Genomic DNA, 26,954 nt, shown 5'->3' on the forward strand with positions numbered 1-26,954 from the left:
TAGGGTTTTTAAAATAAATGGAGTCCTTATGAAAATAAAAAACACCTGTAGATAAAACACTCTTTTGCCGGTGTCTTAGCTACAGGTATCATTTGATGTAGACCATCTTTGTTTTTTTATGCTGTCATACTATTATTACTTTGAATCAGTTCAATTATCTCGTGATCTGGGCCTTCATAAAATACAGTAACCCAGCCATTTCCTACGTTATAAGGCCCTTCCGACGGATAAAGTCCTTTTCCCATCAGCTTTCTAATCCAATCGTCTACATCCTCCACTTGCCATGCAATATGAGTAGAATTGAATGGCACTAAGTTTTCCTCTGACTCAATCAATTCAATTCGGACATCCCCATTTTGAAGGAAAGCAATTTTTTCATCCTGAAACGTTATATATTGCTCACAAGAAAAACGAAACATCTGCTTATAGAACTGAATGGAATCATTTAAATTACGAACTAGAATTCCTGCATGATGCCATTTCATGTTCTCTCACTCATCGGCAGAATCAAATTCATATCACCGAATTCATGCCATAAATACCCATCTGCTAATGCCTCTTTGTAGGCCTTCATCAATAGCCCTTTATTGATAAAAGCAGAAAGCAAATCCAAATGGCTGGCTTCTGGCTCATGAAGGCCGGTGATTAGACCGTTAACAGCTTTCAAAGGATAACCCTTTTGAATGTACAGATTGGTCAATCCCTTCTGTGGTTCAATCTTTCCTTCTGCATTGACCGCTGTTTCAAGTGCCCTTACAACTGTTGTTCCAACCGCAATCACTCTTCCGTTATTTTTCTTTGTTTTGTTAATCAATCCTGCTGTTTCTGCTGATATACTAAACTCTTCAAGATGTTTATTCGGATGAGGCCAACGGTCATTTCCGTAATAACTCAAGCCTGCATGAAGCTGCAAATAAGCGATATTCACTCCTTTTTCCTTAAGCCTATTAAGCAGTCTCCATGTAAATGCTCTGCCTGCTGACGGCATTTCCACAGATCCCGGAACAGAAGCATAGACGGTTTGATACATCTCTATCGGCCAAGGTGTTTCAATATATTCGTAATGTAAGGGCTCCCCATATCGATAGAAGATTTCTAATAAATCTAATCCGCTCTTTGAAAAGGAAAGGACGATTAAAGGTGCCTCTGCTCCTAGCCCAGTAATAGTTGCCGTTAATCCTCCTTGCAAATCAATCTTTTCACCGACAGTGACTACTCCTCCAACGATAAGGGCTTCCCATTCTTTATCCGATAATTTTCGGGATAAGCGAATTTCAATGATCTGCCTTCCCCTTTTCCCTTTTAATACTGCCGGTATTGTTCGGCTATTGTTTAAGACTAGCAAATCTCCCGCAACCAGATAAGAATCCAGCCTGTTAAAAAAATTATGGGTACACTCTCCTGTAACTGTATCAAGTGTCATTAAACGAACATGATCCCGCTGGATTCCCCTATATTCTGCAGGAGTACGTGCATTTAAATATTCTGGTACTTGGAATGAACGTGCACTACTCATCATTGTTCATCCCTCTTTTCTTGTAAAAAGGATTGAGCCTCAAATCGCTTTCCATTTAATTCGATTGATTCATCTAATGCAAGGCTAACAAATATTCTTGCCACTTCTTTTGGATCCTCTAGCTCATAATCACATGCAGGAACCGCAACCCTATGCATTTCCGTATCCATTTCTCCTGGGTCCACCATGCTGATGCTTACCCCTGTGCCTTGCAGCTCATCTGCCCAGGTTTGTGTTAAACCTTCCACTGCAAATTTAGAAATGCCATATGCCCCCCACTCTGCAAAGCCTGTTTTTCCTGCCTCAGAAGTTATATTGAAAATTCTTCCTTTGTTTCGAGTTAACATGCCCGCCACTACACGCTTTGTAACAAGAAAAGGGTTTATGACATTGACCCGAAGTACTTCGATGAACTCATGGTCTGGATAGTCAGATAACAGCGATGGCCCTGGTCCAAATATAGATGCATTATTAATTAATACATCTACGTGTCCAAACCCCTCCTCCACAATGGATACGAAACGATTTACATCCCTTACATCAGAAACATCCGCCTGAACGGCAATTACTTCTGCCCCAATCGCTAGTGCCTCTTTCTCAATTTTGCGAAGCTGCATCTCGCCTCTTGCACAAATAGCTAGCCGTACCCCTTCTTTAGCCAACGCCAATGTTAACGCTCTTCCAAGACCTTTAGATGCTCCGGTAATCATCACAACTTTTTGTTGGTTCATAAGAATCTCCCGCTTTCTTTATTGTTCTTACCATTATTCTAGAAGGAAAGCACATCTTTGCCATCGGAGAGTGGATGGGGAGCCGCTGCTAAAATATACGGAGAAACATCTACAACTTTAGAATGAGAAACCTTAAAAAAGTAAAAAACGGAGATAGTCAATTGACCGTCTCCGTTCTTTCCTCTTGCTTCAAATCATCTATATTAAACTTATAGCCGAGTCCTCGGATGGAAGAAATATAAGGATAATTAGTAAACTCCGCTATTTTTCCCCGTAGATGTCTGATATGCACATCTACTGTCCTTTCGTTTACAACTCGCTCATTTTTCTTATATATTTCATTGATAATCTGTTCTCTTGATAAGATCTGATCTGGATGGGTCATAAAAAGAAACAGAAGCCTATATTCAAAATGGGTTAATTTTATTTCTTTATCATGGAATTTAACCATTCCCTTTAACGGCTTAATTGTCAGCCCTTTAAAGCTTAATTTACTGCAGCGATTAACCGTTCTTCTTAAGACTGTTTCAATTCTTATCAATAACTCTTCAGGATTTAAAGGCTTCACAACATAATCATCTGCGCCCCTCTTTAAACCTTCAATTTTGTCATGATCATTCCCTTTTTCTGATTGTATGATAATAGGAACATTATTAGAAAGTTGGTTCCGTACCCATGTACAAATATCCAATCCATTCATATCCGAGAGGTTTGTCTCAAGCAATACGAAACAAGGATCATATTTCAGGAATTTCATCTTAGCTATTTGTCCATTCTCAGCCTCAATTATTTCAAAGCCATTTTTAGATAAATACCAGTTAAGCTCCACCCTATTTTCCTCATCGCTATCAATTAGAAGGATTGTTTTTCCTTTCAGCTTCCCATCATTCATGACAATCACCACTTTTCTCTAATACCGTACAACTTACACAATCTAGAAATGGACGCTATTTACCTATATTATATGCTAGAATCATAGAATTGACTAAATAGACTTTAAGAGTACTTATCATTACTGCCCATCCGTTTTCTTCTTACCTGCTAATGTTTCATATGCTGCATCATCAGGTGCATCTCCATTTGGCCAATCCTTAATCTTGTTAAGGAAATCTGGACGATCCATCGAATTAATGAAAGCAGCTATATTCAATGCCTCTTCATCAGTAAAAGAGCCTGCTTCGTAACCGCCCATTGGTGCCTTTGGCATATACTTTTGGATATATCCCGCAGCTGTTCTATTCCTGGCCATGCCAGCACCAATATTGTATGAGTTATCTCCCCATAGGGCAAGTCCTGTGGCACCGCCTGCTCCATCCTGGCCATGACATGTGATGCATGATTGATTATAAAGCTCTCTTCCTGCTTCAACATTAATCTTTGATAAGTCACCCTCAGCCCTTTGAAGCTTTGCCCAAGGACGATCCGTTATACCGTCTGGAACATTCTCTGAAATATACGTATAATAGGCAACCATCGCCTTTAATTCTTGACCTTCTTTAGGTAGAGGCTTTCCATTCATACTTCTAATAAAGCACCCATTAATTCGATCCTCCAAACTCACTTCTCTGCCTGCCCGAGGATTATACTGAGGGTAGGTTTTCGAGATTCCAACTAGATCAAGTGAGTCACCCACTCCTCCATTCGCATGGCAGCTTGCACAACTTAATGTGTTTCCTACATAACCATCTAACACACTGCTTGTTTCATTATGATATTTTTCACCCAGTTTAATCAATTCTCCTTCTTCCCCATCTGGTACCGCATCCATACTTGGAGGTGCGTACGGATGACTCGGTTCTTCTGCTTTCGGCTCTGTACTTGCCAATTCTGTTTTCGCTGGCTTTTGCTGTACATAGAAATACAGACAGGTAAAGCCTACTATCATCGTAACAATAATCGCCATGACAGGTAAGAGCAACGTGTTTCTCTCTTTCATATTCATTCTCCTTTCAAATTTGGTTCCTTAACTTTTACATTTTCTTTGCGAGATTTTCCTACATTTAAATTGTCTAAAAGAAGTGTTAAGGGTTGGTTAATTTATATTGAGCGTTTAGTGAACTTTGATGTCTAATAAATCAATTTCATATAGATGTCATATTCCGCCACAAAAAAAGTGAAGATAGTCAATGACCACCTTCACTTTTCATAATTAATTTCCATTCAATACTCTGAATCCATTTATAGTAGCCTAATAATGATAATAATAAAAGCGGGTTTATTAATGCTGAATACCATAGTTCCCACCAGCCATATTCAAAATATCCCCATGGCGCTGGAAGTTGAACAATACTTTCATAAATTAATAAAGCCGCTTCCCAAATAGCTATGTACATTACCTTTTTCGTAAATGAACTTTTAAAAGGAAACCAATTTAAAAACATAATATTAACTGGAGGGATTAATATCGTATATGCAGGAAGGGCCTCCCAATCAATCCCCTTTGTTACATACCAGTAGCCATGATACTTCAGATCGATAAAGACATCAAAAATCAATTGGAATGATATTGTAAAGAACCATATATGGACCATTTGATTAACTGTTAGGTTTTTTTTTATGAAAAAAGCGATCACATTAACTACTATAACAGACAGGATTAACCCAATCATTCAAACTCTCCTTAGTCATCTTTTTTAATAAGTTTTCTAATATATTTTAATTGCAAATAAAGAATGGCAAAAACGATAGGATATACTAAGGCAGAATGAAAAAGATTCCATTCACTATAATTAAAGAATTCCGTTTTTTCAATGATCCACTCGATAATAACAGAACAAAGTGACCAGCTAAAAATGTAAATTAGCAATTTTTTTTTGCTATCTCCAATTGGTAAATAATTATGGTACAAAATACTTATAGGAATAAAATATAGGAATTCACCTATGAAGCCCATCCACTGAAACCCTTTTCCAAAGTAGCCATATAGCTCATATTTTAAATTTAGGATTAAATCCACACAGATGCCAAATAGCAATGAAAAAAGGGTTGTGGCGTAATTTTCTATTTTTGATAACCTTTTTGGTATGAAATAAGCAATAATATTAAGGACTATAAAAAAGGCAAAGACCCAAAATAACATATTTTTATTTCTCCATTCCCTTACAAACTTAAAGCTTAAGCAGTTGTTCATCTTTGCTCTTAATTCTATGGATAAAGGTCACCAAACCTTATTTATACTATTTCCTTTTTATATCCAAATTATTTATTTTCGATACTTGATCATAGATCCTGCCCCTGTCTGTTTTTAAGAACAAATGCGCAAGCGCCTTGATCACCCCCGACAAGCACAAGACGAGCCTCACGGAAAGGTGTCCTTTACCTTTCTGGGAGGATTGGCTTGTGACCTCGAGGGGGTAGGCGCTGGAGCTGGAGGCAGACAAACTAGTCGCAAAGTTATCCACAACATCCAAATTTATAATTTCGTAGACAACAAAGAAAAATCGCCTGAATCTCCCGATCCAAGCGATTTCTATTCCTTCTATATCTTATTATAATAATCTTGGGCATGATAAGCTTTGAATCCACATGACTCATAAAGCCCTAAGGCATTCGCGTTCTTAGCTTCTACTTCCAAAAAGATAGAATATCCTTTCTTATGCTCACGTTGGATAACCTTAGTTAATGCCTTGCGCCCAATTCCTCTTCCTTGATACTCTGGGAGAATAGCAAACCCGTAGATCCATGCTTCGCCATCTAAATGCCCAACACGCATTTTCCCTACTGTATTCCCTTCAAATTCAATCATATAGAATTGTTCCGTATTTTCTTTTTTGATTCTAGCATTATAGTCTCGGGCATCGTCTTCTTGGAAATTAAAACATTGCACATCTAATTGGATTTCTATATCTAAGTCATTAGGAGTGGAATGCCTGATAACAACATCATCGTTGCATAATAGCTCTTTTTCTTCCCATTTCATCTGATATTCTGTAAATGAATAAGAACAAGAAATTGTTTGCAAAAAGGCTTTTCCTGATTCTGAATGGGATGGAGCATTGAGGAGGATTTGCTTCGTTCCCCGATCCATCCATACCTTTTCAGCTTGATGAAGAAGCTTCGTAAAGATCCCTTTTCTTCGATAACTTGGTGCGACCATTCCACAGACTTCCACTTTATTGCCGAACCCATATAGTCCGAGGAACCCTACTAGCTTCTCTTTCTCATAATAAAGAAAGTCATTCAATTCATTTTCTTTACGGGATTGAAGCATATCCCAATTTAATTTTAATTGATAGGGCTCATCCTTCTCACATATACGCTGGAGCTCCTTGATTTCCATTAACTGTTCAGTCGTTAGCAAATGTATTCCTCCCCTTACAAGCAAATTCATTCAATATATTCTCTCTTTTCGATCCAATTCCTCTGTTTAGGAAAGGTTACTCTCATCCTGACTTGACCTGGTTTGAACAATTGCAGAAATGACAGAGCCAACAGCCTGTATCCAGCTTCCGGTTATATCCAAAGGATCACCTTCCTTATCCTCTTGTTTTTTTTCAGAAGAATTCTTTCGAAAATAATTTATTTGTTCCATTGATTCTTGTTTAGATTCATTATCTGATTCTTGTTTATCTTCACCATCATCTTTTTCCGTGTCTCTCTGTAATTCATTAATGCCGGCAATTACTTGCAATGAATTGCCTATAACCTGCAGCAGATCCCCAATCACATTTAATGCTTTCTCAAGTGATGGTTCCTCTTCTAGTGTATCGGCAATAGCCATGCCTCCTCCTACAGCCTGCAGCAAATTCCCTTTAATAATCAATGACTTTTTCGTCTTTTCCTGAAAATCAAGCAGTATACCGCCAACCACCGTAGTATTTCCAATTGCTTGAACTTCATTGCCAAGTTTATTCAAGGAAATCATTTCAGTTCCATCCGCAATTAGAGCATTCCCTACCGCCTGAAGCACATTTCCCCACAAATTTAAATCATCTTGCTGCTCCTCATTGATCTTATCTGATGGTGTGCTCCCTACTGCATTCATAACTGTTCCAACTGCCTGTATCCATGAACCAAACAATTGCTTTTCCTGATTATTCATTTGATTGATCCGCCCATCCAGATTCTCTTCATACAATGTATTCAATCTGTTGAATGGGTGTTAGCAAAAACCAGGATCTTATTTTACTTGAACACAATTTCTGCCGTTTCTCTTTGCTGCATAAATAATTCCTGCACCATTTCTATCTACTCCATATTTTGAACTACCCCCACTTAATTTCTTACAAAATTTGAAGTGGGAGATTCCTAAGAACACTAGTGTATCCACCAGTTATTGATTAGGCGATCCCTGTCGTTCCAACAGTTAGAAGTCTTAAGGCTTCATTTTTAAGATTTATACTTGCGTTACCATCTCGATTGTGGAATGTTTGGCATACTGGGCATTGCCATTTACGCAGTCCGAGACTTTTAACGTCTTTATTTTTATAGCCACAACAAGAACATAATTGACTTGAAGCGAAGTTTTTTGCAACAGTAACCACTTGTTTCCCGTACCATTTCGCCTTATATTCAATCATTGTCTTGAATTGTGACCAAGATACCTCACTGATTGCTTTAGAAAGATTCCCATTTTTAAGCATATGAGATACCGACAAATTTTCCATTCCGATGATGTCGTGGTTTTTGACGATTTCGGTTGATATTTTGTCGAGATAATCTTTTCTTGCATTTGAAATTCTTTCATGGATACGTGCAACTTTTATTTTAGCCTTGTACCAATTCGAGCCACCTATAGCTCGCCTGCTCATGATTCGTTGTGCTCTTGTTAATTTTTCTTCTAGGGTGCGGAAAAACTTTGGGTTAGAGTAGATGGTTCCATTGGAGAGGATAGCGAAGTCTTTTAAGCCGACATCGATGCCAACAGTGGAATTTGTTTTCGGCCATTCTGATACTTCCACTTCAGTTGTTAAGGATACAAAATATTTACCAGTCAGATTTCGCCTAATGGTCGCACGAATGATTCTACCTTTTACATCACGACTTTTCGCAAAGCGAATGTTGCCTAGTTTCGGTAACTTAATTTTATTTTCAACAACAGCAATGTTTCCGTTTGTGTGCTTCGTGGTATAAGACTGCAATTTGTTCTTTTTGGACTTAAAACGTGGCTGCTTATTTTGCCTTTTGTAGTAGCGCTCATAGGAATCAGCTAAGTTTTCAACGGATTTTTGTAAGGCGATACTATCTACTTCTTTCAAGAAAGGGTAATTTTTTTTTAATTCAGGCAGAGATTTTACCGTTTCGTATTTGTTTAGGTAGTTTCCTTTCCAATTATTTGTTGGAAGTTGACCATTCTGCTTCATTTCTTCGCAAATATGCCAGTAAGCATCTATATCCCTTTGCTTACCAAGAAAGAAATTGAATACAAATCTCGAACAACCTATGGTTTTATTAATGAGTTCAATCTGTTTTTCATTCGGATAGAGACGAAACTTATAGGATTTGTTCACAAGCATATATTTCACCTCACTTCAAGGAACATTTGTTCTTATCGTATCATATTAAGATAGTGTTTGGCTACCGCCAACCGACATTCATCCCCCACTTACTCATTGGGCTACGCCCTTCTCATTCCTTGAAGGGGGAGTCTTCTGTCGGGAAATGATAAAAAAACTGTCATTTTATTTATTATATAGCAGATAATTACTATATGACTAGTTTTAATATTGAAATTATTGGGATCAATCTATCTTCAAAAAAATGAGAAAAAGCTTGAAGTGGCCTCCAAGCTTTCAGTTCATATTCAACATGATTTAATCAGTACTCTTTAATCATTCTTTTCTTCCGACTCTAAATCTTGCTTCGGATCGGGCTGTTTTCCCTTTTCTTTTAATGCTTTATTCGTCTCCATGCTTTCCATGATCTTCCCGTTCTTTTTCATCTCTTCGAAGTTCTGAACCATCGTGCCGTTCAATGGATCCATTTCCTCTTTCATATCTCTCTTCATCACATTCACCTCTTTTTAGATTGGCTGATTAAAGGGATTTCATTAGAGTCTTCATGGATACTTACTAGAGTTATTGCAGTTTTTCATTGTAAAACTTTACAGAGTATACAGCCCCTTCACTAACCATATTATTATCTTCTATATCGCTTGGATGGGGGTTTCCACCCTTTTCAATTGGCAGACTCTCCGTTTTATCGAAAGGAGAGGGTTTTATCTTTCTTTTCCATTCTCTTAATAAGTCCTTCGCCCTTATTCTGTTTGGTTTTGAGGACAACCAGATCGCTGTAGAGGCTCCAACCCCAACACCTAAGGCTGTTAGTGATTTGACAAGTGACACTTGCTTCATAAAGAGTCCTCCTTTTAATAGTATTAAGTGAATCTATTAGAAGTAATACCCTTTCTCTATCAAATTAAACATTTTTTATATGATTCCAGCTGGCACCCAGCCGACAAGACCATTTGATTTTTTTACTAGTATATAATCTGGTTGGTTCGCATCAAGCACCATTACAGCCTCATCTTCCTTCACTGACAGAAAGGTTGTACTTAAATCATCTTTACAATACACACCTTTATCATTTTCAACTAAGTATTCATTTTTCACCCATTGTTTATATCCGAGTTTACTATTTTCACAGAGTGTAAAAGCTGACTCTCTCTGAATGATTCTCATTTCATAATTAGGCCAGGTCACTGTACCGACCCGATGTGTCAGATCTGTGTAATCCTTTTTCACTTTTCGCTCATCTGTCAGCTCATCAACAAACTGAAATGTATATTCGTTATTTTCGATAATCAGAGCGTTGAGCTGGCCATCTCTCTTAATCTGATTTCCACCATCAATGGCAACTATTCTCTTCTTGCTATCTATGAACGGATTATTGGAACATTCGTTATCAAAGCGATAGTTAACTGCTGGCCAATGTCCAACAATGACATTTTTCTCTGCCTGATGTTCTTTGTCTAGAAAAGAATCCACAGACAATGCGCAATCTTCGTCTGTTTCCTGCCAATCAGGGCGATTCTCAATTCCCGCATGGATCATAATGAAAGATTCTGTCTCAAATGCGACAGGCAATGACTCCAGCCATTCGATTTCTTCCTTATAATGCTGTTTGTAGAAACTCGCAAGCTGTTGAATATTACTAAAGTCTTCTAATGATTGATGTTTTTCCTCAAGCATTTCATTTAAAATTGAATGCTTTTGCTTCTTCATATAGGAAAGTATGGCTTCATTTTCTTCAAAAACATACCGATACAAAATATCGCAATTTCCTTTTGTGACGAATACATCGTCAGATTGCTCCGTCATCTTTTTCACATAACGAACAACTGCTAAGCTATTCTTCCCCTTCTCACAAAGATCTCCATTGATAAATAAATAATCATTCGGTGTGTAATGGACTTTTTCTAAGAGTCTTGTAAATAAAGCCAAGCTTGCATGGATATCTGAAATGATAATGACTCGTCTGTTTGGGTTTAGTTTTAGTTCGCGAACATTTAACATGATTGTCTCCTATTTGTATAATTTTTGGATAATTCGTTATTTTATCATATCATTTTTCTACTATTTTGTTTTTATCTAATATAGAAGATTCGATAATTGTTGAATTTGTTATTCTAAATATGTAGAATATAAAATATAAAGGCTGTTTTTGCAAAGTTTGTTGCGTTTAACTTGGTTTGGGTAGAGGTTGATTTCCGCTCCAATCAACTAGTCAATTGGTAAACAGAAAACTTGTTCAAAAACAACAATCTATTAGAAATGAGCCAATATAAATAAGAGAGAGGTGTTATTTTTGGATGTTTTAAATTTGACAAGCAGGAAGAGAGAAACTTATCAAATTCAACTGGAATACTCTTTGTTATGGGAATGTGCGTTAGGGATCGCCGCGATTACAAATACTCCGCTCATTCAAACATTGGAGAAACCGCTAGACTATTGGACAGACATCAGAAATTCTGCACCAAAGGATTTATTGCAGCAATTAGACTTTGTCGAAAAGAACAATACGTGGAAGGCATTGCTCCAGCTACTGCACAACAAGCCCTTCATTCATCTTTCAGAATTCACATCCTATGTACAAGAGCTCCCGCCAGCTGATTTAAAAGTTAAATGTTTGCCTTATCTAGGCTCTACTTTTCAACAAATAAGACATAATGCAGCACATGGAGATGAATCTGCCATGAAAGAAATGCAAAGCTTAACTAGCAATCATCCTTATCTGCCTCACTATATTGCTTTTATTTGTCAAACAGATGCAACGATTCTAAAAGAGCATCTAGTTCAAGTCATGACAAGGTGGTATGAAGCTGTTCTAAAAGAAAATGCCCAGAAGCTTGAAACCATTTTACAAACAGATTATGAAGCGAAAAAAAAGATGGCAGAAAAAATGACATCAGAAGAGCTTGTTGAATGGTCAACTGGCGGAATGACATACTTGCCCGAGCCAAGTGTACATAGAGTCATATTAATTCCACAATACATTTACCGCCCATGGAATATAGAAGCGGATATAGAGGGCGCAAAGGTTTTCTATTATCCTATAGCTAATGAAAGCATCTTGCCAAATGATAAATATACACCTAATCACTTTTTCATCCTTAAGCATAAAGCATTAGGAGACGAGGTCCGTCTGCGAATCATTAAATTACTGTTTGAGGAAGACCGTACATTACAAGATCTAACTGAACAATTAGACATTGGCAAATCGACGATCCACCACCACCTTAAGATTCTTAGAGCAGCAAAATTAGTAGAAATCGTTCAATCTAAATATTCATTAAAAAGAAAAGCACTCGAGGGCTTATCGAAAGAATTAGATTTTTATTTAAAACAATGATGTATAGGTGGGGGTTCAATGAAGAAAAGTATATTACAAAATCGATCATTTCTATTTGTCTGGATAGGAAATGCCATTTCTGAATTAGGCGGAGCTTTCGGCACCTTTTGCAATTCCATTCTTATTTATCAGCTGACCGGTTCCCCGATGGCCCTCGGGAGTATGTGGCTTTTATATTTCCTTCCTTCTCTTATCCTCCAGCTGTTCATTGGTCCATTTATTGATCGCTGGAGCCGCAAATGGATTATGATCTTTTCGCAATGGACAAGAGGGCTTATTTTTCTTATTCCTCTTGTTTCATTGTTAACAGGAACTCTGCTCCCATGGCATATTTTTGCCGTCCAAATCATCATTGGATTGATCACACCTGTTTATACACCAGCTAACCAAGCGATTACCCCTTCGATTGTAGCTAAAGAGCAGTTGCCTGCAGCGAATGCGTATTTGGATGGAACTGTTCGATTAATGACTTTTATGGCTCCTATTTTAGGAGGGGTGGTGGTGGAGTACATTGGTGTAAAGCCAACATTAGTCTTTGTAAGTGGATTTCTTATCGTGAGCGGTACGCTTTTACTTTTTATAAAAGAGGAAAAGATAACTCAGCCTGTGCGAAAATCCTGGCTGCAGCAATTTACGGAAGGCATATCCTATTTTTTCAAGCAGCCTGTCATCGTCTGGCTAGGTATCTTTCTTGCATTTGTTCAATTTGGAGTAGGCGTAACAATGGTTATCACTCTTCCCTATATCACCACCGAGCTATCAGGTACTTATGCTGAATACGGCTATTTCATGGCAAGCTTCCCGCTCGGTTATATCATCGGTTCCATGCTGATCGGAAAAATCAAATTGAAAAGCCGCCGAGTGCTAATGCTTGGGGCCCTCGTTATAGGCGGGCTAACCTTTATCTCCCTAGGCATTAATCACAATATTTATGTTGCCTTTATAACTGAAGCAATCGCTGGAATCGCAATGGCGTTCTTCGGTGTGCATAACATAACAATCTTTCAACAAATGGTACCGAATCATTTAATAGGTAAAGTTATTTCCGTAAGATTGTTAATAATTAGAGGAGCGATGCCTTTAGGGGTCATTGCAGCAAGTGTATTAAGTGAGCTATGGGGAATACGTCCATTGTATCTCTTTATTGGGACGATTATTTGTACAGTTTCTTTATTGGGCATTTTTCTCCCCTATTTCAAGTTTATCGATCATCCTATTGATAAAGGGATGGCTTCATAGGAAGATCGTGGGGGCAGTAGCCACTACTGCCCCACAGGGAAATGCTTCTTTACGGCATGGATGAAGGACCTTTTTCCTGTGAATCGGACTCGTTTTGTCCTTCATCGAAGGGATGAACGACTTTTTCCTGCGAATCGGACTCGTTTTGTCCTTCATCGAAGGGATGAACGACTTTTTCCTGTGAATCGGACCCGTTTTGTCCTTCATCGAAGGGATGAACGACCCTTTCCTGCGAATCGGACTCGTTTTGTCCTTCATCGAAGGGATGAACGACCCTTTCCTGCGAATCGGACTCGTTTTGTCCTTCATACGAATTTATTTCAAAACAAAAGAAACCCTAATCAATTAACGCTTCATTCATTCGCACCAATAGTTCCCCAAAGATGTCTTTCTCTTCGTTTGACCAGTCTTCTAGCATATTATGATAGCGCTTAATTCTCATTTCTTTGTCCATTATTAGTTTTTCTCTGCCTAGTTCAGTGATTTCAAACAGACTTACTCTGCGATCTGTTGGATCTGAATAACGAAAAATGAATCCTTTGGCTTCGATTGCAGAAGCCTGTCTAGATAGAGTCGAAATATCTAAATTAAATGCTTCTGCCAGTGTTTTCAACTGGGATGCACCACATTCATCTAAATGCCTTAATAATAAATAGACAGATCTCTCTAAATGCCCGATCTTTTTATCAGAAATATCTAAGTATACTGCTCGTCGAATTAAGGTAGTCAGTTCATATTCGATTAGTTCAATTGCCTTTTTATTTTTTTCGTGCACTTTATACCCTCCACTTAGAGTTTAACAATTTATTGACAAACAACTATTTACTTGTATAATACAAACATATACTTGTATCGTACAAGCATTTGAGTATAAAGTAAAGATACTAACTAAAATCGTTATGATTTTACATAATAAAGGGGGAAAGTTGTTCTTATTGTTAAGAACAGCATTTTTTATGAAGGGATTAAGAGTTATATTTCAAATTGCCATCCTGTTTGCATTCTCGATGATTGGGGAAGTTCTCCATAACATATGCCATATCCCAATCCCAGGAAGTATCATTGGTTTGATTCTATTACTTGTTTGCTTATCATTCAAAATCATTCCAATGAAGGTGATTGAGAATGGAGCAAATTTTTTATTAGCTTTTCTCCCATTATTATTTATCCCTGCCATGATCGGAATAATGAAATATCCATCATTATTTTCAAAAAGCGGGGCTATCTTATTTTTGATTGTCGTCATCAGCACCATTATAACCATGATTGCTGCGGGAGCAGCTAGCCAACTCTTAGAAATGAGAGCCAAAAAGCGAAAGGAAAAAGAACAGTGCAACAATCACTTATCGCAATCATTATAATTATTGTAACAGTCACAGCTTACTTGTTAATGACGAAGGTATATACTCGTTTTCCGAACCCAATTTTGATTCCCGTTCTAACTACAACCATTTTGATTATCTTGCTTCTCATATTCTTTCATATCACGTACGAGGAATATATGATTGGCGGAAAATGGATTCATTCATTGCTAGGACCTGCCGTTGTTGCTTTAGCATTGCCACTATATAAAAATCGTCATATTTTATTAAGTTACATCCTTCCGATTATTACTGGTGTATTGATCGGATTATTCTCTGGAATGGTTAGCGGAATTTTGATTGCAAAGGTCTTTGGAATAAACCGTGATTTAATTCTTTCGATTATACCTAAGTCGATCACTACTCCTGTAGCCATCCAGATTGCAGCAGACTTAGGGGTCGAGCCTTCTATGACCATTGTATTTGTTATGATTGCTGGCTTTTCCGGTGTCATTCTAGGGCCAATCATTTTAAAATGGGCTCGCATCAACAGCCCTATTGGGAAAGGGATGGCATTTGGGAGTGCAGCACATGCGCTTGGGACCTCAAAAGCATTTGAGTATGGTGAGCTTACTGCTTCTATTAGCTCTGTTTCTATGACATTATGCGCTGTGCTTGGATCTGTGTTTGGACCAATTGTGGCGTGGGTTTTTCATATTTAAAACTTATGAAAAAGGGGCAAATCGAATGATTCCATTACCAAACGAGTTTGTCATAACAATCAGATCTGTCCACAAAGAGAATGGTGAACAATGGCTGAATCATTTTAATAAGCTAATTGAAAAATGTGAGGCGCGCTGGGACATCCAAATCATGCCTCCATTCCCGCTATCTTATAATTTCGTTGCTCCTGCTGTGCGAAGAGATGGGAAAGAAGTCGTTGTTAAGCTTGGCGTTCCTAGTGAAGAATTCAATGCTGAAGTAAACGCTCTTCAGCTATTTAACGGGCGTGGAATGGTTAAGATCATAGATGTCGATCTCCAAAACGGAATTCTCATTCTTGAACGATTAACTCCAGGAAAAATGTTGGCCTCTATAGAAGATGATGCGCAAGCGACACGTATTGCCTCTAGAGTGATGAAAGCATTGTGGGTTCCCGCGTCCGATTGCCTGCAGATTCCTACTAGTGAACAAAGGGAACGAGCTCTATTAAACATATGGCTAGAAAACCCTGAAGGAATTGGCCCCATAACAAAAGAGATGCTTCAGAAAGCAACTGGAACATTTACAGCATTGAATAGATCTATAGAAAGGCCCTACCTGCTTCATGGCGATCTTCATCATTATAATATATTGAAGACTGGCAGTGATTCATGGGCAGCCATTGACCCTAAAGGATTAATTGGCGATAGAGAATATGATGTCATTCAATTTTTATTGAATCGACTGCCCACAGAAAATTGGTCAACTGTGATCGAGAAGCGTATAGCCTTTTTAACAGAAGAATTAGATCTGGATAGACAAAGAATTTATTCATGGGGTTTTGCCCATTCCGTTTTAGCTACATGCTGGTCTATTGAGGATCACGGAAATTACGATGAAGCTTTTTATCAGGCGATACAATACTTTTGGGACCGTTGCCGACCTATTTAAGGGTTGGATAAATTGGTCCTTTTTTAATGACTCCGATTATTAATTAATTTCCCTTCCTCTGGAATCCTCCGTTTTATTGCGCAAGTGTGAAGGAACATGGTACCTGTCCCCATATCCCATTTCATGATATAATTACAGAAAATTCAAAAAGGGATGTTGAATATGCAGAAACACTTTGTAGCTATGGGAGATAGCTTAACAGTTGGAATTGGGGATGAAGTGGAGGGAATTAAACTATCAAGTTGGGTACATACCTTTGCGCAATTGCATTCACCTCCATTCCTATCCACTAATTTGGCAAAAAGGGGATTATTAACGAAGGAAGTCCGCATGACACAGCTTGAAAAGGCTCTAACACTGCAAGCTGATATTGTTAGTCTGATTACTGGAGCAAACGATATTTTAAAAGGGCGTTGGAATCGCAATGAATATAAAGATGAAATGGAACATATGATTGATGCATTAAGCAAAACGGGAGCAACAATCATAATTGGGAACATGCCAGACTTTACTGCTAGATTGCCTGTCCCTGCTGAACAAAAGCAAGTATTAAAGGAACAATTAATTGAAGCCAATGAAGTGATCCAATTACTTAGTCATGAATACATATTTCACCTTATCGATTTTTGGAATACGCCTTTAGCACAGGATCCTAGCATTTGGTCTAACGATTTGATTCACCCTAATTCAAAAGGGTATCAGGAAATTGCAGCAATGATCTATGATCAGGTAATAAGAGGCAATTGAATAAATAAAGATAGGACAAGACTTAAAAATAAAAGGAGTGTATCCTATGTCGCATGTGAAAGATTTATTATCGGATCAACTATTAGCTAATGCAAATGATCCTAGCTGGTATCTGCCATTTTCAGACTCAGTGAAAGACTTGTCAGAGGACGAAGCCTTTTGGAAGCCTCATGAAGATTGCAATAGTATTGCGGAAGTTGTACAGCACCTGCTTTATTGGAATGAAACATGGCAAACAAGATACGAGAAGTCACACGTCAATGCTGTACCTGCCTTGGAAAATAATGATCAAAGTTTTGTACTTCCGGAAAACAAGAGCTTCCATGAGTTAAAAGAACGGCTACTTGAAGTGCTTTTACAATGGCAAAGTCTATTAACAGTGGAAAAAGTGGAAAGTGACGTGAACGGGTTCCCTGAACAAGTAAAGTGGTGGGAGATCCTTGGCAATATACAATCTCATAATGCCTATCATATCGGACAAATCATTTATATTCGGAAACTGCAAAAAAGCTGGCAAAACCATAGCATTTGGGATGCGTAATGTAATTCATAATAGAACATATGAGGTTTCGTGCTAGAAACCTCATATGTTCTTTATTTTTCGCTTTGGTAGGAAGTCGTTTTTCATACTATCAGGCAAATTTTTCACTTTATCTAGCAACTTTTCTAAGCTATCTAGCAACTTCCACATTTTATCGAGCATTTCATTTTTCCCGCGCAAAAAAAGCCTGGAACGATGCTCCAAGCTTTTTTTGTACAATTATTCAATTGCGGCTTTAATTTGCTTTGTATAAAAGTAACGAACGATAAAGAAGTAAATAACCTGTATCAGTAAGAAAACGCTAAGCACAATGACCGATTCTTTAAACAGATTGTAATAGAACATATGAGCTAACGCAGTCAGTGCAACCGCTCCATGAATAAGTGCGACAAGAATTGGCGCAAAGAAGAGGATTGCCGTTTGTCGGTTCAGAACCTTCTTTAGTTCTTTTACAGTCAGACCCATTTTGGCAATGGATTTAAACTTTTGCTTATCTTCATCTAAATCCGTGTACAGTCGGAAATATAAAAAGCTGCCGGCTGAGACGAAAAAGACAATGCCGATAAACAGACCAACAAATAGAACTGGACCATAGGCTTTATTGATTTGATAGACATTATACTCACCTGAAGTAAATTTATATACTGGGACTTCATCATATAGCTTTTCAGAAGCTTCTAGTACTTGCTGCTCTCCATCTGTTGCCTGCCATGCGTAAAAATTCGCTTCGCTTTTTGGAGCAGGAAGTGCGGAGTAATCCTTATCTGAGACAACATAATATGAATCGGTTGCAGGTAGTGCTCTTGAAAAAATCACTTCATCAGGCTTCAATGTTACACCTGTATTTAGCTCAATTGGTACATTTATTAATTCCTTTGTCTGTCCAAAAGCAACACCCTCAAATTCAACAACGACGGCTTGCCCCTCTTGAATCTCGATTGGCTTTTCTCCGATTAAATGTGCAAAGCGGTTAAAATCGGATACTTTTGCGATTAATATGCGATCATCGGCAATCTCATAATAACTGAGCAGTGTCTGCTCTGTATCAGCCTTAATATTTTCCTCATGTAATACTTCATTAATCAAACTGACATCCTGCGCTTCCTTATCATTATCATCCGTATATGACATGTAAGTAAACGTATTAGGGTTTGCGGTTTTTGTTCCATCTGTTAGGAACACCTGAAATCCAAATAAGGTTCCTATTGCACTAAATGCTACCGTTGAAACCATTGCTACCATGAAGAACGTCCTTGCATTATCCTTCATTCGGAAGGAAAGATCAGAAAACAGCAGCATATTTGTTTTATGCCAGAAAACTGTCTCCTTATCCTTTAACCTGCGGATCACAAAAACACTTAATTGTGTAAACAGCAAATACGTACCGATTGTAACAACAAGAATGACCGGGAGCATCACAGCTAATACAACCATCCCTTTTGTTACTAATGCAACTACATAGCCTGCTCCGAGCAGCACAATCGCGGTGATTGTTAAAAAGCGGTTGGCCTTAGGCTCTCCTTTTGATTTTTTACTTCCTTTAATTAAATCATTTAACTTTTTCGTGCGGAGAACATAAGAAACAAATAACGAGATAAAGAAAAAGAGCACAATAAAGGAAACAAAAGTAAGTAAGGTTGCCTGAATCGGCAAATAAAAATTCAACTCATTTCCAATGACTAATACATTTTCCGCTAACAGCAAGATGCCTTTAGCGAAAACTAATCCAAGCACAATGCCGCTTATTGTTGCAAAAAAGCCGATTAACATATTCTCCAAAAATACCATGGAACGAATTTGCTTTACCGACATCCCTTGCATCATTAACAAGCCAAACTCTCTTTTACGAGACTGCAAAAAGGAGCTCATCGAATATAGAATGAAGAAAAACGAAAACACGTAAATAATACCTGAAGAAATGTTCATTCCCTGTATTACGTTTTTATTCATCTCATCCCCACTTAATTCGGGGTGAAAAGCAAAGATCGAAAACGTGAAAAAGACCATCACTGTGAACAAGCTACTTAGGAAGTAAGCGGCATATAGCCTTTTATTCCGTGTGACGTTATTAAACGCGAATTGGCGAAAGGTCATGTGCATCCCCTCCCAGTAAAGAAAGTGTGTCAATAATCTTTTGGAAAAAGGCCTGTCGATTATCGCCACGATGAATTTCTGAATAAAACTTTCCGTCACGAATAAAGACCACGCGATTACAATAGCTAGCCGCCTGCGGATCATGAGTGACGAGCATCATCGTTGTCTGCTCTTTTTGATTAATGGATTCAAGCATTTCCATGACATCCTTTGATGACTTGGAATCCAGATTTCCTGTTGGTTCGTCAGCCAGTAACAGCTTAGGCGTATGAATCATTGCTCTTGCTACAGCCGCTCTTTGGGCCTGTCCACCAGAAATCTCGTACGTGCGTTTTTTCATAATGCCCGTAATCCCTAGCTTTTCAGCTATTTCATTTGCTTTCTCTTTCATTTCCTTCACTTTCTTTCCATCCAATGTCAGTGGAAGGACAATGTTTTCTTCTACTGTTAGCGTGTGAAGTAAATTAAATTCTTGAAAGACAAAGCCCAATTCGCGACGACGAAATTTAGCTAATTCATCCTTTTTTAACCGATGAGGGTTCTTGCCATTGATTAAAATTTCTCCAGCTGTCGGTTCATCAATTGTAGCAATCATATTAAGCAAGGTTGTTTTCCCGCTTCCAGATGGTCCCATGATTCCAACAAATTCACCAGTTTCAATTGTTAAATCTATATCTGTTAACGCACGGTATGCGATTTTTCCTTCATAAATCTTACTTACTTTTCTCACATTCAGCATCACAAGATCTCCTTTCAAACTTAAACTTCATTTGATCTGTGATTAGTATAACGCTGTACGCATGATAATAACGATCGATTCTTCTTTCACTTTCCTTACATCGCTGTAAGGTTTTGCGTTTCGCTGAAAATCATTCGAAAGGTACTTCCTTCCCCTACTCTCGAATCAAGTTCAATTCGATGCCCTAGGTGCACAAGAACCTCTTTCGTTAAATAAAGTCCCATTCCTGTTGACTCCCTAAATTTCCGACCATTTTCTCCTGTGAAAAAGGGATCAAAAATACGTCTCCTATCCGTATCTGGGATACCGACGCCAAAGTCTGTCACTTCTAGGATAGCTTCCTGCTTTTTTTCATAAATAGATATAACAATGCTGCTGCTTTTTCCAGCAGAATATTTAACCGCGTTATTCACCAGCTGTGAGAGCATAAAAAACAGCCATTTTTCATCTGTTTCTACCGTGATACCTTCCTTTTCTACTTCAAGCTTGGGATATACTTGATTCCTTATGTAAAACCGCTTATTTTCTCGATTTACTTCATTGACGATTTTCTCTAACACAACCGGTTTAATATGAAAATCCTGTTCAATTGTTCGTAATCTTGCCATATACAGAATCGTATTTAGTCCTGTTTTCATGCGTTCGGTTTCTTCACGTATATTGGATGAGTCAGGTTCATCCAGGTTTTGTGCCGTGAGCTCAATAACCGATAGTGGAGTCTTCATCTGATGCACCCATTGATCCATGAACTTTAAATGCTCTGCCTGGTCATGCTCTAGTTTTTTTATTTGGTTCTGATAATGCCTATACTGATCTCTCAATAAATTATCAAATGCTTCTGATATAGGGGCTTGCTCTGTTTTTTGGAAAGAATCATCAAGAGTCTCTAACGGATTACTTAGACGTCCATAAAACTTGCGACGGCTATAATAATAGTAGAAAAGGTAGCATCCTAGAAAAAAGAAACTAAGGAAAACGCCATACACCGCTGGACTTATGTAGTGGTAGCCATCTAGCCAATAAATGGAGCAAAAGGCGATAAATTGTACGATTTGTACGGCAATCAATAGGCAGTGCTCTCTAAAAAACAGCTTCATTTCTTTTCCGCTCCAGTCCATGAAACATTTAGACGATAGCCAGCACCTCTAACTGTTTCTACCGCATCATTTATCCCGAGCTCCTGGAACTTCTTTCTGACCCTCGTTATATTGACATTTAATGTATTTTCATCTACATACACATGGTCATCCCAGAGCTTTTCAAGTAAATCTTCCCGTCCAGCAACACGAGGATGGCGTTCCATCAAACTTTCAATAATATCCGCTTCTTTTTTCGATAATGAAACAATTTTTGTATCAAAAGTTAATTCCATTCTTTCAGGAAGAAGCTTAAGCCCCTCTTTTTCTAAAACCCGTTCTTGAGCCTGCACTGCGTATTCTCCATACGCACGGCGAAGCTGACTTCGGATTTTTGCCATCACGATTTCAGGGTGAAAGGGCTTAGTGATAAAATCATCTCCTCCATTTTCCAATGCCATCACTTGATCCATCTCCCCTATTCTTGCTGAGATAAAGATAACCGGGCAAATCGATTTCTTTCGAATCTGCCTACACCAGTAATAACCATCATAACTTGGGAGATTAATATCAAGTAGGACCAGGTCAGGTGCGTTCTCATTAAAATTATCTATTACATGATCGAAATCAATTACTTTGGTAACATGGTAGCCATATTTTTCGATATATGACTGTAAATGCGCTGCAATTTTCGGGTCATCCTCTACAATCATAACTTTTTGCATTTAGCTCACTCCTTTTTTCAAAAATGGGGTACATCCCCCCACCACAAACGTTACATATACATTCCATTATATAAAATATAAATTACATTTTACTACAACCATCCTCATTGGAAATTTGCCCATTAAAAGTTTTATTTAGGAATAACAATGGGGTTTTAATTAAAAAAGACCAAAACGACTAAAGTATGCCCCTCTAGTCGTTTTGGAATTATTATTATTTGTTTTCTTCCATTACAGCAAAGTAATTTCCCTCATTATCTGCAAAGTTAAATACCCTTCCAGAAGGGAGATTTACGATTTCTCCAACTGTCACATTTTTAGCGGAAAAATCTTTATATAATTGATCGAGGTTATCGGAATAAAACATGATTGAAGGTGTACCAAGATTTAGTTCAGGCTGCATCTTTGCAATTAGTTCTTTATTATGGAGAATGATACTTGTCTCTGCATCCTTTGTTGGAGCTAATTCAATCCATCTCATTCCTTGGCCGTTATCTTCTTCAGAAATGACGCTAAAGCCAAACTTTTCTATCCAAAACTGCTTTGTCTCATCTTGATTGTTTACGTATAACATAATTTGATTGATTTTCTTAATCATTGAGTACACTCCATTCTATCATTTCAATTCTTTAACAGTATAAGCTGTTCGTCCTCCTTCATACTAGCCTTATATTAAAGGGATGCATTAAATATTTGAATCAGCCGACTTTCAATGGAAAGAGCTTGGTCGATAAACCAGAAGAGAGTACCATCACAGGGCACTCTCTTCGCTTTAACTAATTAATTACCTACTAACTTATGCTTCTCAGTCGCCTTAGATACCTTCTGTTTCTCACCACTGCCACTAAACTTAAATATAGCAATTCCGGCAACTATAATCATTACCCCCATCAAATGCTTGAAAGTAAAAGGAACCTGAGCGAGACCTAGCCATCCGAATGAATCAAATAGTAAAGCAAAGCCAAGCTGAGATGTCATCATAATAGAAATTGTATACGTAGGGCCAAGCAGCTTCATCCCATTAACGATACAGGTCACTACCCCTACTCCGATTAAACCACTGAACCAGTACCATGTTTTCATATTTTGCAAATCAAACAACTGCTTTCCTTCAAAAACAAGACCAAATAGAAAGGATGCAAGAAAACCTAAGCCTAATACTAATGTCGTTGTTGACCAGGTGCTCGCTCGTTCATTCACTTTACTGTTAAAAATATTTTGCAAACCAACTAAAGAGCCTGCAATGATTGCAAATAAAAGTCCAACAACCATATTTATTTCTCTCCTTTATTCGTAAATATTCTTACCTGCCATCATTCGTAACCCTTCTCTATTTACTATAAATATCCGGCCTTTGTTGCGTTCAATCAAACCTTCCGTACAGAATTTCCCAATCACTCGATTCAAATGTCGATAGCTTGTTCCTATTAAATTCGATGTATCCTTTATATTAATACTAAGATGTTCATTAAATAGTGGATCCGATTCATCAACAGATACAGATAATAGATAACTTGCTAATCGAACTTCTACTGGATAAAACAAATGGAAGCTTAATGATTGAGACTTAATCGTAAATTTCCGTGTGATAATATCTAATAAAAATTGGAGCAGTGGCGAATAATCTTTGCTGTATTTTTCCAAATAACTATAATGGACACCAATCATATGGACATGTGTTACTGCCTCAACTGTATTAATGATGTCAATATCTCGCAAATATTCAATATCTCCAATCACCTCTAGCGGTGTTTTAAATGAAAGAATCAATGTGTTGCCTTCTGCAGAAGTTGTATATATTTTTAATTTCCCCTCAACTAGCACATATAAATACTGTGCGGTATCCCCTTGAGAACAGATGATTTCTCCCTGTTCAAAGCTGTACAGTGACAAATGAGGGATTAATGGTTCATTAAATATCGTTTCGATTTGATGAGCATGTAAAAACGAGTTGATTACTTCTTTATCCTTTTGCTCCTTCATCATCTGCTCACCCCTAATCTTCTCTAATTAATTATGTGATCAACTGCTTAAAATTAACACACCAGCAATCATCATTCCAATCCCGATGAACTGCGGCATCCTCATTTTCTGCTTCCGTACACCAAACCAGCCATTCACATCAATAATGAAGGTTAATGTTAGCTGAGCAATTAAGATTGCAGCGATCGTAATAGTTACACCAATTTTTTGGATAGCCACGACATTACTAAAGATAATAATTGCCGCAAGAGCTCCTCCAGTCAAATATAATGGTTTTACTTCCTTGAACCCTTCCCACTTTCTATCACGAACGATCATTAAGATAATAAGGGACATGATGAATCCTGTTAACTGGGTAATCGTTGCTGCTTGCCAAGTACCTATATCTTGACTTATTCGAGCATTAGCAACTCCTTGCACTGTAATAAAAGCTCCGCCCAAAAACGCAAAGATGCTTCCTTTCATATTCTCTCTCTCCTCACTTAGATTTAACTTAATTAAATGTTAAATCCAAGCACTTTGGAAAGGACATATGTCCCTAACTTAACAGCACTCCCTTTTCTATCTTCCATGACCAAGCTTTCTTAATCAAAAAAAACCCTTTAGACGCGATTGTCTAAAGGGGTAAAATGTATGTATTCAATTTTAATATTAATGAGGCAAAAAAAATAAACCTACTAGGTTTGTTTATTATCCATTGTAGAACTCTAGATTACGTTCTGATAAAAATGGAGCGGGTGAAGGGAATCGAACCCTCGACAACAGCTTGGAAGGCTGTGGTTTTACCACTAAACTACACCCGCATTTTATTTTAATACTATCTAAAGAAATGGCTGGGCTAGCAGGATTTGAACCTACGCATGTCGCAGTCAAAGTGCGATGCCTTACCGCTTGGCTATAGCCCATTGAAGTTCCATCATGAATTACATCTTTGAATAATCCACATGAATTTAAATTACGAGAATGGGGCGACTGATGGGAATCGAACCCACGAATGTCGGAACCACAATCCGATGCGTTAACCACTTCGCCACAATCGCCATATTAAAAATGGTGGAGGGGGGCAGATTCGAACTGCCGAACCCGAAGGAGCGGATTTACAGTCCGCCGCGTTTAGCCACTTCGCTACCCCTCCAAAAAAGGTGGCTCAGGACGGAATCGAACCGCCGACACAAGGATTTTCAGTCCTTTGCTCTACCGACTGAGCTACTGAGCCAAATTATGAATTTTCCTATAAAAAATGGCGGTCCGGACGGGACTCGAACCCGCGACCTCCTGCGTGACAGGCAGGCATTCTAACCAACTGAACTACCGGACCATATTGCGGGGACAGGATTTGAACCTGCGACCTTCGGGTTATGAGCCCGACGAGCTACCGGGCTGCTCCACCCCGCGATAGTAATAGTATGAAATTTCTTAAATGCTTAAATTTTGCGGATTAAATAACCGCCCCGATTTCAGATTGATTATTCAAGTAGCAGCTCAATCGGTGCGCTGAAGAATATTCTTCGAAGCGTATTCGATCGTGCTCCACCCCGCGATAATAATATTAAAATAATGGAGGAGGAAAGGGGATTCGAACCCCTGCGCGGTTTGACCCGCCTGTCGGTTTTCAAGACCGATCCCTTCAGCCGGACTTGGGTATTCCTCCGAATAATTTAGTAGCGGCAGAGGGGATCGAACCCCCGACCTCACGGGTATGAACCGTACGCTCTAGCCAGCTGAGCTACGCCGCCAAATCAATATATAATACTTAATTTTTAAATATATGGTGGAGCCTAGCGGGATCGAACCGCTGACCTCCTGCGTGCAAGGCAGGCGCTCTCCCAGCTGAGCTAAGGCCCCTTATTACTATAATATCTACGGCTGGTCGGGAAGACAGGATTCGAACCTGCGACCCCTTGGTCCCAAACCAAGTGCTCTACCAAGCTGAGCTACTTCCCGTAAATTTATGGCGCGCCCGAAAGGAGTCGAACCCATAACCTTCTGATCCGTAGTCAGACGCTCTATCCAATTGAGCTACGGGCGCATGTATAAAATAACAAATGGTGCCGAGGACCGGAATCGAACCGGTACGGTAGTCACCTACCGCAGGATTTTAAGTCCTGTGCGTCTGCCAGTTCCGCCACCCCGGCAAGCAAATGGAGCGGAAGACGGGATTCGAACCCGCGACCCCCACCTTGGCAAGGTGGTGTTCTACCACTGAACTACTTCCGCCTATTATTATAAATGGTGACCCCTACGGGATTCGAACCCGTGTTACCGCCGTGAAAGGGCGGTGTCTTAACCGCTTGACCAAGGGGCCGACAAAAAGATATTAGACGAAAAAAATAGCCCAATTAGGGCTTAGCCTGGCGGCGTCCTACTCTCACAAGGGGACAGCCCCTAACTACCATCGGCGCTGAGAAGCTTAACTGCCGTGTTCGGGATGGGAACGGGTGTGACCTTCTCGCTATCGTCACCAGACTATTTTTAGTTGAAGGATTATTCCTTCAAAACTAGATAACAGACAGACATCATTTTTGTCCAGCTACGGCTCCTAGCTTTTCGGCCGTTTCAATCCATCCCTACAAATCCAAAAGCAGGATTTGCAGTGCTGGCTTTCCAACGTCTCTCAAAGCTGATCAGTCGCCTTCGCCTTTCGTTTTTGGTTAAGTCCTCGACCGATTAGTATTTGTCAGCTCCACGTGTCGCCACGCTTCCACCTCAAACCTATCAACCTGATCATCTTTCAGGGGTCTTACTAGCTTGACGCTATGGGAAATCTCATCTCGAGGGGGGCTTCATGCTTAGATGCTTTCAGCACTTATCCCTTCCGCA

At 38.8% G+C, this 26,954-nt stretch carries 30 protein-coding genes, 15 tRNA genes and 2 rRNA genes; 7 read left to right on the forward strand and 40 right to left on the reverse strand.

From position 1 onward, the window contains the following. Positions 1-116: 116 nt before the first annotated feature. From ACFYKT_RS18705 to ACFYKT_RS18765, 13 genes are all read right to left on the reverse strand, one after another. The gene (locus tag ACFYKT_RS18705) at positions 117-485 is read right to left on the reverse strand and encodes a VOC family protein (RefSeq protein WP_389222658.1); all 369 of its coding nucleotides are present in this window, start codon (positions 483-485) and stop codon (positions 117-119) included. After that, complete coding sequence (locus tag ACFYKT_RS18710) at positions 482-1,519, reverse strand: S-adenosylmethionine:tRNA ribosyltransferase-isomerase (RefSeq protein ID WP_389222660.1); 1,038 nt, start codon at positions 1,517-1,519, stop codon at positions 482-484. Before ACFYKT_RS18710 ends, ACFYKT_RS18705 begins: the two co-directional genes overlap by 4 nt. Next, entirely contained in the window at positions 1,516-2,247 is a 732-nt protein-coding gene (locus ACFYKT_RS18715; RefSeq protein WP_389222662.1) for an SDR family oxidoreductase, read from the reverse strand. The genes ACFYKT_RS18710 and ACFYKT_RS18715 overlap by 4 nt, the downstream gene beginning before the upstream one ends. Before the next feature lie 157 nt (positions 2,248-2,404). Then, entirely contained in the window at positions 2,405-3,139 is a 735-nt protein-coding gene (locus ACFYKT_RS18720) for a response regulator transcription factor (RefSeq protein WP_389222664.1), read from the reverse strand. Positions 3,140-3,259: 120 nt separating this feature from the next. Continuing rightward, positions 3,260-4,183, reverse strand: a complete 924-nt coding sequence (locus ACFYKT_RS18725; RefSeq protein WP_389222666.1) for a c-type cytochrome — start codon at positions 4,181-4,183, stop codon at positions 3,260-3,262. 187 nt (positions 4,184-4,370) lie between these two features. Beyond that, positions 4,371-4,856, reverse strand: a complete 486-nt coding sequence (locus ACFYKT_RS18730; RefSeq protein ID WP_389222668.1) for a hypothetical protein — start codon at positions 4,854-4,856, stop codon at positions 4,371-4,373. Between the two features lie 11 nt (positions 4,857-4,867). Further along, positions 4,868-5,377 (reverse strand): CBO0543 family protein, encoded by a 510-nt coding sequence (locus tag ACFYKT_RS18735; RefSeq protein ID WP_389222670.1) that lies wholly within the window; start codon positions 5,375-5,377, stop codon positions 4,868-4,870. 348 nt (positions 5,378-5,725) lie between these two features. Further along, a complete protein-coding gene (locus ACFYKT_RS18740; RefSeq protein ID WP_389222672.1) occupies positions 5,726-6,547 on the reverse strand; it encodes a GNAT family N-acetyltransferase in 822 nt (273 codons plus the stop codon). 66 nt (positions 6,548-6,613) lie between these two features. Beyond that, positions 6,614-7,288, reverse strand: coding sequence for a DUF6944 family repetitive protein (locus tag ACFYKT_RS18745; protein WP_389222674.1), 675 nt, complete (start codon positions 7,286-7,288; stop codon positions 6,614-6,616). 238 nt (positions 7,289-7,526) lie between these two features. Beyond that, complete coding sequence (gene tnpB, locus ACFYKT_RS18750) at positions 7,527-8,702, reverse strand: IS200/IS605 family element RNA-guided endonuclease TnpB (protein WP_389222676.1); 1,176 nt, start codon at positions 8,700-8,702, stop codon at positions 7,527-7,529. 311 nt (positions 8,703-9,013) lie between these two features. Then, positions 9,014-9,193: a hypothetical protein gene (locus tag ACFYKT_RS18755; protein WP_389222678.1), complete on the reverse strand. Its 180-nt coding sequence runs from the start codon at positions 9,191-9,193 to the stop codon at positions 9,014-9,016. A gap of 70 nt (positions 9,194-9,263) precedes the next feature. Beyond that, entirely contained in the window at positions 9,264-9,539 is a 276-nt protein-coding gene (locus ACFYKT_RS18760; RefSeq protein ID WP_389222680.1) for a hypothetical protein, read from the reverse strand. A 75-nt stretch (positions 9,540-9,614) separates the two neighbouring features. Then, positions 9,615-10,700, reverse strand: coding sequence for a metallophosphoesterase (locus ACFYKT_RS18765; protein WP_389222682.1), 1,086 nt, complete (start codon positions 10,698-10,700; stop codon positions 9,615-9,617). Positions 10,701-10,992: 292 nt separating this feature from the next. Here ACFYKT_RS18765 and ACFYKT_RS18770 point away from each other — a divergent pair, with 292 nt between their 5' ends. Beyond that, on the forward strand, positions 10,993-12,036 hold the full coding sequence (locus tag ACFYKT_RS18770) for an ArsR/SmtB family transcription factor (protein ID WP_389222684.1): 1,044 nt from the start codon (positions 10,993-10,995) through the stop codon (positions 12,034-12,036). An 18-nt stretch (positions 12,037-12,054) separates the two neighbouring features. After that, positions 12,055-13,275: an MFS transporter gene (locus ACFYKT_RS18775; RefSeq protein WP_389222686.1), complete on the forward strand. Its 1,221-nt coding sequence runs from the start codon at positions 12,055-12,057 to the stop codon at positions 13,273-13,275. Here ACFYKT_RS18775 and ACFYKT_RS18780 read toward each other — a convergent pair. Both ACFYKT_RS18780 and ACFYKT_RS18785 read right to left on the reverse strand, forming a co-directional pair. Continuing rightward, positions 13,270-13,584: a hypothetical protein gene (locus ACFYKT_RS18780; protein WP_389222688.1), complete on the reverse strand. Its 315-nt coding sequence runs from the start codon at positions 13,582-13,584 to the stop codon at positions 13,270-13,272. The genes ACFYKT_RS18775 and ACFYKT_RS18780 overlap by 6 nt on opposite strands. Positions 13,585-13,612: 28 nt before the next feature. Next, positions 13,613-14,050 carry a MarR family winged helix-turn-helix transcriptional regulator gene (locus ACFYKT_RS18785; protein ID WP_389222690.1) on the reverse strand — a complete coding sequence of 146 codons (438 nt, stop codon included), beginning with the start codon at positions 14,048-14,050 and terminating at the stop codon, positions 13,613-13,615. A 181-nt stretch (positions 14,051-14,231) separates the two neighbouring features. Between ACFYKT_RS18785 and ACFYKT_RS18790 the strand changes: the two genes are divergently transcribed. The 5 genes from ACFYKT_RS18790 (at position 14,232) to ACFYKT_RS18810 (ending at position 17,517) form a co-directional block, all read left to right on the forward strand. Further along, positions 14,232-14,636, forward strand: coding sequence for a CidA/LrgA family holin-like protein (locus ACFYKT_RS18790; protein WP_389222722.1), 405 nt, complete (start codon positions 14,232-14,234; stop codon positions 14,634-14,636). Then, positions 14,606-15,298, forward strand: a complete 693-nt coding sequence (locus ACFYKT_RS18795; protein ID WP_389222692.1) for an LrgB family protein — start codon at positions 14,606-14,608, stop codon at positions 15,296-15,298. The genes ACFYKT_RS18790 and ACFYKT_RS18795 overlap by 31 nt, the downstream gene beginning before the upstream one ends. Positions 15,299-15,323: 25 nt before the next feature. Next, positions 15,324-16,229, forward strand: coding sequence for an aminoglycoside phosphotransferase family protein (locus ACFYKT_RS18800; protein WP_389222694.1), 906 nt, complete (start codon positions 15,324-15,326; stop codon positions 16,227-16,229). A 162-nt stretch (positions 16,230-16,391) separates the two neighbouring features. After that, positions 16,392-16,976 (forward strand): SGNH/GDSL hydrolase family protein, encoded by a 585-nt coding sequence (locus ACFYKT_RS18805; RefSeq protein WP_389222696.1) that lies wholly within the window; start codon positions 16,392-16,394, stop codon positions 16,974-16,976. 46 nt (positions 16,977-17,022) lie between these two features. Further along, positions 17,023-17,517, forward strand: a complete 495-nt coding sequence (locus tag ACFYKT_RS18810; protein WP_389222698.1) for a DinB family protein — start codon at positions 17,023-17,025, stop codon at positions 17,515-17,517. A gap of 219 nt (positions 17,518-17,736) precedes the next feature. Here the strand turns inward: ACFYKT_RS18810 and ACFYKT_RS18815 are convergent, their stop codons facing one another. The 25 genes from ACFYKT_RS18815 to ACFYKT_RS18935 form a co-directional block, all read right to left on the reverse strand. Further along, a complete protein-coding gene (locus ACFYKT_RS18815) occupies positions 17,737-19,611 on the reverse strand; it encodes an ABC transporter permease (RefSeq protein WP_389222700.1) in 1,875 nt (624 codons plus the stop codon). After that, entirely contained in the window at positions 19,586-20,350 is a 765-nt protein-coding gene (locus ACFYKT_RS18820) for an ABC transporter ATP-binding protein (RefSeq protein ID WP_389222702.1), read from the reverse strand. Before ACFYKT_RS18820 ends, ACFYKT_RS18815 begins: the two co-directional genes overlap by 26 nt. A gap of 95 nt (positions 20,351-20,445) precedes the next feature. Further along, positions 20,446-21,447 carry a sensor histidine kinase gene (locus tag ACFYKT_RS18825; RefSeq protein ID WP_389222704.1) on the reverse strand — a complete coding sequence of 334 codons (1,002 nt, stop codon included), beginning with the start codon at positions 21,445-21,447 and terminating at the stop codon, positions 20,446-20,448. Next, positions 21,444-22,151, reverse strand: coding sequence for a response regulator transcription factor (locus tag ACFYKT_RS18830; protein ID WP_389222706.1), 708 nt, complete (start codon positions 22,149-22,151; stop codon positions 21,444-21,446). Before ACFYKT_RS18830 ends, ACFYKT_RS18825 begins: the two co-directional genes overlap by 4 nt. A gap of 214 nt (positions 22,152-22,365) precedes the next feature. After that, on the reverse strand, positions 22,366-22,749 hold the full coding sequence (locus tag ACFYKT_RS18835) for a VOC family protein (RefSeq protein WP_389222708.1): 384 nt from the start codon (positions 22,747-22,749) through the stop codon (positions 22,366-22,368). 182 nt (positions 22,750-22,931) lie between these two features. Next, complete coding sequence (locus ACFYKT_RS18840) at positions 22,932-23,423, reverse strand: DMT family transporter (RefSeq protein WP_389222710.1); 492 nt, start codon at positions 23,421-23,423, stop codon at positions 22,932-22,934. Positions 23,424-23,438: 15 nt separating this feature from the next. Continuing rightward, on the reverse strand, positions 23,439-24,134 hold the full coding sequence (locus ACFYKT_RS18845; protein ID WP_389222724.1) for a Crp/Fnr family transcriptional regulator: 696 nt from the start codon (positions 24,132-24,134) through the stop codon (positions 23,439-23,441). Positions 24,135-24,173: 39 nt separating this feature from the next. Continuing rightward, entirely contained in the window at positions 24,174-24,599 is a 426-nt protein-coding gene (locus ACFYKT_RS18850) for a DMT family transporter (RefSeq protein WP_389222712.1), read from the reverse strand. Between the two features lie 264 nt (positions 24,600-24,863). Beyond that, positions 24,864-24,937, reverse strand: a tRNA-Gly gene (locus ACFYKT_RS18855). Between the two features lie 27 nt (positions 24,938-24,964). Beyond that, positions 24,965-25,039 (reverse strand) — tRNA-Gln (locus tag ACFYKT_RS18860). A gap of 59 nt (positions 25,040-25,098) precedes the next feature. Continuing rightward, positions 25,099-25,174: transfer RNA gene (locus ACFYKT_RS18865), tRNA-His, on the reverse strand. A gap of 11 nt (positions 25,175-25,185) precedes the next feature. Then, positions 25,186-25,269 (reverse strand) — tRNA-Tyr (locus tag ACFYKT_RS18870). 8 nt (positions 25,270-25,277) lie between these two features. Beyond that, positions 25,278-25,350, reverse strand: a tRNA-Phe gene (locus ACFYKT_RS18875). Between the two features lie 25 nt (positions 25,351-25,375). Further along, a tRNA-Asp gene (locus ACFYKT_RS18880) sits at positions 25,376-25,452 on the reverse strand. A gap of 3 nt (positions 25,453-25,455) precedes the next feature. Further along, positions 25,456-25,529: transfer RNA gene (locus ACFYKT_RS18885), tRNA-Met, on the reverse strand. A 163-nt stretch (positions 25,530-25,692) separates the two neighbouring features. After that, a tRNA-Ser gene (locus tag ACFYKT_RS18890) sits at positions 25,693-25,785 on the reverse strand. A gap of 11 nt (positions 25,786-25,796) precedes the next feature. Continuing rightward, positions 25,797-25,870 (reverse strand) — tRNA-Met (locus ACFYKT_RS18895). 33 nt (positions 25,871-25,903) lie between these two features. Further along, positions 25,904-25,979: transfer RNA gene (locus tag ACFYKT_RS18900), tRNA-Ala, on the reverse strand. A gap of 22 nt (positions 25,980-26,001) precedes the next feature. Then, positions 26,002-26,078: transfer RNA gene (locus ACFYKT_RS18905), tRNA-Pro, on the reverse strand. Positions 26,079-26,086: 8 nt separating this feature from the next. Beyond that, positions 26,087-26,163: transfer RNA gene (locus ACFYKT_RS18910), tRNA-Arg, on the reverse strand. A gap of 17 nt (positions 26,164-26,180) precedes the next feature. Next, positions 26,181-26,269: transfer RNA gene (locus tag ACFYKT_RS18915), tRNA-Leu, on the reverse strand. A 7-nt stretch (positions 26,270-26,276) separates the two neighbouring features. Beyond that, positions 26,277-26,351 (reverse strand) — tRNA-Gly (locus ACFYKT_RS18920). A gap of 13 nt (positions 26,352-26,364) precedes the next feature. Then, positions 26,365-26,439 (reverse strand) — tRNA-Glu (locus tag ACFYKT_RS18925). A 44-nt stretch (positions 26,440-26,483) separates the two neighbouring features. Continuing rightward, positions 26,484-26,600, reverse strand: a 5S ribosomal RNA gene (gene rrf / locus ACFYKT_RS18930). A gap of 181 nt (positions 26,601-26,781) precedes the next feature. Continuing rightward, a 23S ribosomal RNA gene (locus ACFYKT_RS18935) occupies positions 26,782-26,954 on the reverse strand; the annotation flags it as partial.

Origin of the sequence: Cytobacillus mangrovibacter (assembly GCF_042865275.1) — a bacterium.
Taxonomy (GTDB): Bacteria; Bacillota; Bacilli; order Bacillales; family Cytobacillaceae; genus Cytobacillus; species Cytobacillus mangrovibacter.

What these genes read in the sequence shown, in the direction of transcription:
- ACFYKT_RS18705 (WP_389222658.1), bottom strand. Translation starts at nt 485, where the DNA reads ATGAAATGGCATCATGCAGGAATTCTAGTTCGTAATTTAAATGATTCC.
- ACFYKT_RS18710 (WP_389222660.1), bottom strand. Translation starts at nt 1,519, where the DNA reads ATGATGAGTAGTGCACGTTCATTCCAAGTACCAGAATATTTAAATGCA.
- ACFYKT_RS18715 (WP_389222662.1), bottom strand. Translation starts at nt 2,247, where the DNA reads ATGAACCAACAAAAAGTTGTGATGATTACCGGAGCATCTAAAGGTCTT.
- ACFYKT_RS18720 (WP_389222664.1), bottom strand. Translation starts at nt 3,139, where the DNA reads ATGAATGATGGGAAGCTGAAAGGAAAAACAATCCTTCTAATTGATAGC.
- ACFYKT_RS18725 (WP_389222666.1), bottom strand. Translation starts at nt 4,183, where the DNA reads ATGAAAGAGAGAAACACGTTGCTCTTACCTGTCATGGCGATTATTGTT.
- ACFYKT_RS18730 (WP_389222668.1), bottom strand. Translation starts at nt 4,856, where the DNA reads ATGATTGGGTTAATCCTGTCTGTTATAGTAGTTAATGTGATCGCTTTT.
- ACFYKT_RS18735 (WP_389222670.1), bottom strand. Translation starts at nt 5,377, where the DNA reads ATGAACAACTGCTTAAGCTTTAAGTTTGTAAGGGAATGGAGAAATAAA.
- ACFYKT_RS18745 (WP_389222674.1), bottom strand. Translation starts at nt 7,288, where the DNA reads ATGAATAATCAGGAAAAGCAATTGTTTGGTTCATGGATACAGGCAGTT.
- tnpB (WP_389222676.1), bottom strand. Translation starts at nt 8,702, where the DNA reads ATGCTTGTGAACAAATCCTATAAGTTTCGTCTCTATCCGAATGAAAAA.
- ACFYKT_RS18755 (WP_389222678.1), bottom strand. Translation starts at nt 9,193, where the DNA reads ATGAAGAGAGATATGAAAGAGGAAATGGATCCATTGAACGGCACGATG.
- ACFYKT_RS18760 (WP_389222680.1), bottom strand. Translation starts at nt 9,539, where the DNA reads ATGAAGCAAGTGTCACTTGTCAAATCACTAACAGCCTTAGGTGTTGGG.
- ACFYKT_RS18765 (WP_389222682.1), bottom strand. Translation starts at nt 10,700, where the DNA reads ATGTTAAATGTTCGCGAACTAAAACTAAACCCAAACAGACGAGTCATT.
- ACFYKT_RS18775 (WP_389222686.1), top strand. Translation starts at nt 12,055, where the DNA reads ATGAAGAAAAGTATATTACAAAATCGATCATTTCTATTTGTCTGGATA.
- ACFYKT_RS18780 (WP_389222688.1), bottom strand. Translation starts at nt 13,584, where the DNA reads ATGAAGGACAAAACGAGTCCGATTCGCAGGAAAGGGTCGTTCATCCCT.
- ACFYKT_RS18790 (WP_389222722.1), top strand. Translation starts at nt 14,232, where the DNA reads ATGAAGGGATTAAGAGTTATATTTCAAATTGCCATCCTGTTTGCATTC.
- ACFYKT_RS18800 (WP_389222694.1), top strand. Translation starts at nt 15,324, where the DNA reads ATGATTCCATTACCAAACGAGTTTGTCATAACAATCAGATCTGTCCAC.
- ACFYKT_RS18805 (WP_389222696.1), top strand. Translation starts at nt 16,392, where the DNA reads ATGCAGAAACACTTTGTAGCTATGGGAGATAGCTTAACAGTTGGAATT.
- ACFYKT_RS18810 (WP_389222698.1), top strand. Translation starts at nt 17,023, where the DNA reads ATGTCGCATGTGAAAGATTTATTATCGGATCAACTATTAGCTAATGCA.
- ACFYKT_RS18815 (WP_389222700.1), bottom strand. Translation starts at nt 19,611, where the DNA reads ATGACCTTTCGCCAATTCGCGTTTAATAACGTCACACGGAATAAAAGG.
- ACFYKT_RS18820 (WP_389222702.1), bottom strand. Translation starts at nt 20,350, where the DNA reads ATGCTGAATGTGAGAAAAGTAAGTAAGATTTATGAAGGAAAAATCGCA.
- ACFYKT_RS18825 (WP_389222704.1), bottom strand. Translation starts at nt 21,447, where the DNA reads ATGAAGCTGTTTTTTAGAGAGCACTGCCTATTGATTGCCGTACAAATC.
- ACFYKT_RS18830 (WP_389222706.1), bottom strand. Translation starts at nt 22,151, where the DNA reads ATGCAAAAAGTTATGATTGTAGAGGATGACCCGAAAATTGCAGCGCAT.
- ACFYKT_RS18835 (WP_389222708.1), bottom strand. Translation starts at nt 22,749, where the DNA reads ATGATTAAGAAAATCAATCAAATTATGTTATACGTAAACAATCAAGAT.
- ACFYKT_RS18840 (WP_389222710.1), bottom strand. Translation starts at nt 23,423, where the DNA reads ATGGTTGTTGGACTTTTATTTGCAATCATTGCAGGCTCTTTAGTTGGT.
- ACFYKT_RS18845 (WP_389222724.1), bottom strand. Translation starts at nt 24,134, where the DNA reads ATGAAGGAGCAAAAGGATAAAGAAGTAATCAACTCGTTTTTACATGCT.
- ACFYKT_RS18850 (WP_389222712.1), bottom strand. Translation starts at nt 24,599, where the DNA reads ATGAAAGGAAGCATCTTTGCGTTTTTGGGCGGAGCTTTTATTACAGTG.